The following is a 2651-nucleotide window of genomic DNA, read 5'->3' as shown; positions in this document are numbered from 1 at the left end:
GAATTACACACAACGTATTTGTGTATGATTTTTTGCGGGAAAAAGACGCGAGTCGTTTTCCGTTGTTGCGGAAAGATAATTAATAAGATTGAATTTCCGAGAGGAAATTCCGCCGCAATGAATTATAGCCGTTGTTACCTACCGTTTTTTCTATTCAAAACTCAAGGCTTTGTCAAATTTCGGTTCAATTATTATTTTCCCCTTTTTGTTTATAAAACCATAAAGTCCATTTAGTTTAATATATGCAACTCCTTTTCTAAATTCTCCTGCGCTTTCAAAACGTGGCTCAATTATTATTTTTCCTTTTTTATCAACAAATCCCCATTTTCCATTCAGTTTAAATTTGGCAAATCCTTCAGTAAAGTGCCAAAGGTCATCGAATGTTGGTTCTAAAATCAAAGTACCTTTGTTGTCATAAAAACCCCATTTTCCGTTTTTTTCTACAATAGACCTTTTTTCATATAAATTACCTACGGAACTGTATATTGGTGGAATTATGGTGTCTCCTTTTTTATTTAATCTTCCTCGACCACTTGAAGTTTTAAAACTTCCTGGATAAGAATTAATAGGTGACCATAACTTTTTATATTCGTGAAGGTCTTTATTATATTCAATTAATTGACCTTTTTTATTCATTAAGAACGATTCTTCGTCAAATGTAATAATGTGAGCCAAATCCGATAAGAATGGATAACAGTTTTCATATTTTATTGGAATTACCACCTTTCCTCGTTTATTAATATAGCCACAACTATCATTTACTGTAACATCGGAAACTCCTTTTGAAAATCCTAAAAAAATGGCGTCGTATTTAAATGGAATTTTGACTTTACCTTTAGAATTAATAAAACCATATTTTTTGCCTTTTTGAACTGCTGATAGTCTTTGATAAAATGGATTCGCATCGTCATAAATTATCGGAATAACGATTTCTCCTTTTCTATTTATAAATCCATATTTTTCATCTTTTTCAACCATAAAGAGGTTTGTACTGTTACTTTTTATTATGTAACCGTATTTTGGTGGAACAATTATTTCTCCACTTCTGTTAATTAGTCCATATTTTTTGTCAATTTGCACGACAGCAGTTTGGTTAGATTTACAGCTGTAAATTGAAATTAGGATTAGTAAGATGGCAAGTTTTTTCATAGATGACTTCAATTAAGAAGTATAAAATTCGGTCGTTATAGTTCTTTTTCCAAGCTTGAATTAGTGAATGGTGTTTTTCATTTAGTTAATGTGCTCCAAATGGTAGGTAACGTGTTTGTGTATGGTTAGTTGCGTGTTTCAGCAACTAATTTAGTAAACAAAAACGAACACGAGAAAATTCCTTCGGAATTTTCCAAATAAGCAACGACCAAAGCATTTAATTATACACGTTGTTGGCAACTGGCTTTTATTTTTTCAGTTTCTCACTTATTTTCTCGTCTTGAAATGTTCTAATTCCATTTTCATAATTAGTCCGAAAATACATGTCATATCCAGTTTCATTGATTTTATCAGCAATAATTTGTTCGCTCAAAAATTGCTTTGGGTCAGGAACAGTCAAAGTTGCAATTAAAAAATCAAAGTCATCCATTTCTTCAGTCCATTCGATATTTAGAAATCCATTTTGGTCAATTATTTCAGGTTCATTTTCAATGGTGTAATCCGACGGATTGAATTTATATTCTGAATATATTTTTGTCCAACGTTCTTTTATTATTTCAAGATTTCTGCTTTCTTCTAATTTTGGATTTATTAAAAGTCCAACAGTTCCCCAACTTTTATTTAAAGAAGGTCCAGTCTTTTTCCAAAGTCCTTCCGCTCTGATGCCATAGCAAATGCTTGACTTTCTAAATTTTTAGCGTTTTTGAGTATTTCTTTAAATGGCAGAATGTAAGCATTTCCTAATTCTGTTTCTGGATGATTTGATAGAATCATTGTATATGTGTCACTCCTAGAAATTGATTTTCTCCCGTAACGAATACGAGCTTTTAAAGAAATTTTATTATCTAAAGATTTGAGATAGAGTTTTCTCCATTTGATTCGTTTAGCTTCCTTATCCCAAAGCAATGAGCCAATTACTATTGCACCACCTTTATATTTCATTTTAACTTATTACGGACATTTCTAGAACATGCCATATTACGAAAAAGATTATACCAGAATAAAACAATACGTTAAGCCATTTAAAAAGTTTCCTCATCCTATTTGAATTAATTTTCATAGCCTCTTTATATGCTTGAATTCCAATTTTAATTCTTTCTGGATTTTTTCCAATATCCTCGTTCTTGCCATTTATGATTTGAAAGTATTCATTATTAGCATAGAGGCTACTGATGACGTATTTCATAAATTTCAAACCACAAAATATACTCAAAGACCAACTTAAAACTGCTAGACCTAATGGAATTTGAACAATGCTTAATGGTTTTCCTGTTGTCTGATAGACAGAAAAGCCAATTGCAGATACTGACAAGGCTAATAAATAATAAACCAGCTTCTCTTGATGCTGTCTAAATTGCTTTTGTATATCTGCTTGAATTTGTTTGTTATCCATTTTTCAGCTTGTTGCCAACGTATTTGTGTATGATTTTTTGCGGGAAAGGACGCGAGTCGTTTTCCGTTGATGTGGAAAGATAATTAATAAGATTGAATTTCCGTTGAGG

The 2651-nt window shown here is 31.4% G+C and carries 4 protein-coding genes; all 4 read right to left on the bottom strand.

The window, feature by feature from the left end:
* Window positions 1-150: 150 nt before the first annotated feature.
* Window positions 151-1149, bottom strand: coding sequence for a WG repeat-containing protein (locus ACOSP6_RS00485; RefSeq protein WP_422092421.1), 999 nt, complete (start codon window positions 1147-1149; stop codon window positions 151-153).
* A 247-nt stretch (window positions 1150-1396) separates the two neighbouring features.
* Window positions 1397-1579 carry a hypothetical protein gene (locus tag ACOSP6_RS00480; RefSeq protein WP_422092422.1) on the bottom strand — a complete coding sequence of 61 codons (183 nt, stop codon included), beginning with the start codon at window positions 1577-1579 and terminating at the stop codon, window positions 1397-1399.
* 191 nt (window positions 1580-1770) lie between these two features.
* Window positions 1771-2091 (bottom strand): hypothetical protein, encoded by a 321-nt coding sequence (locus ACOSP6_RS00475; protein WP_422092423.1) that lies wholly within the window; start codon window positions 2089-2091, stop codon window positions 1771-1773.
* Between the two features lies 1 nt (window position 2092).
* On the bottom strand, window positions 2093-2542 hold the full coding sequence (locus tag ACOSP6_RS00470; protein ID WP_422092424.1) for a hypothetical protein: 450 nt from the start codon (window positions 2540-2542) through the stop codon (window positions 2093-2095).
* Window positions 2543-2651: the final 109 nt, after the last annotated feature.

The sequence above is a fragment of the Tenacibaculum sp. MEBiC06402 genome (genome assembly GCF_049239625.1).
In the GTDB taxonomy this organism is placed as follows: domain Bacteria; phylum Bacteroidota; class Bacteroidia; order Flavobacteriales; family Flavobacteriaceae; genus Polaribacter.
This window is presented reverse-complemented; position numbering and strand designations above follow the sequence as displayed.

Excerpts from the sequence above, each read along its gene's own strand:
- ACOSP6_RS00485 (WP_422092421.1), bottom strand. The coding sequence starts at position 1,149 with ATGAAAAAACTTGCCATCTTACTAATCCTAATTTCAATTTACAGCTGT.
- ACOSP6_RS00480 (WP_422092422.1), bottom strand. The coding sequence starts at position 1,579 with ATGGATGACTTTGATTTTTTAATTGCAACTTTGACTGTTCCTGACCCA.
- ACOSP6_RS00475 (WP_422092423.1), bottom strand. The coding sequence starts at position 2,091 with ATGAAATATAAAGGTGGTGCAATAGTAATTGGCTCATTGCTTTGGGAT.
- ACOSP6_RS00470 (WP_422092424.1), bottom strand. The coding sequence starts at position 2,542 with ATGGATAACAAACAAATTCAAGCAGATATACAAAAGCAATTTAGACAG.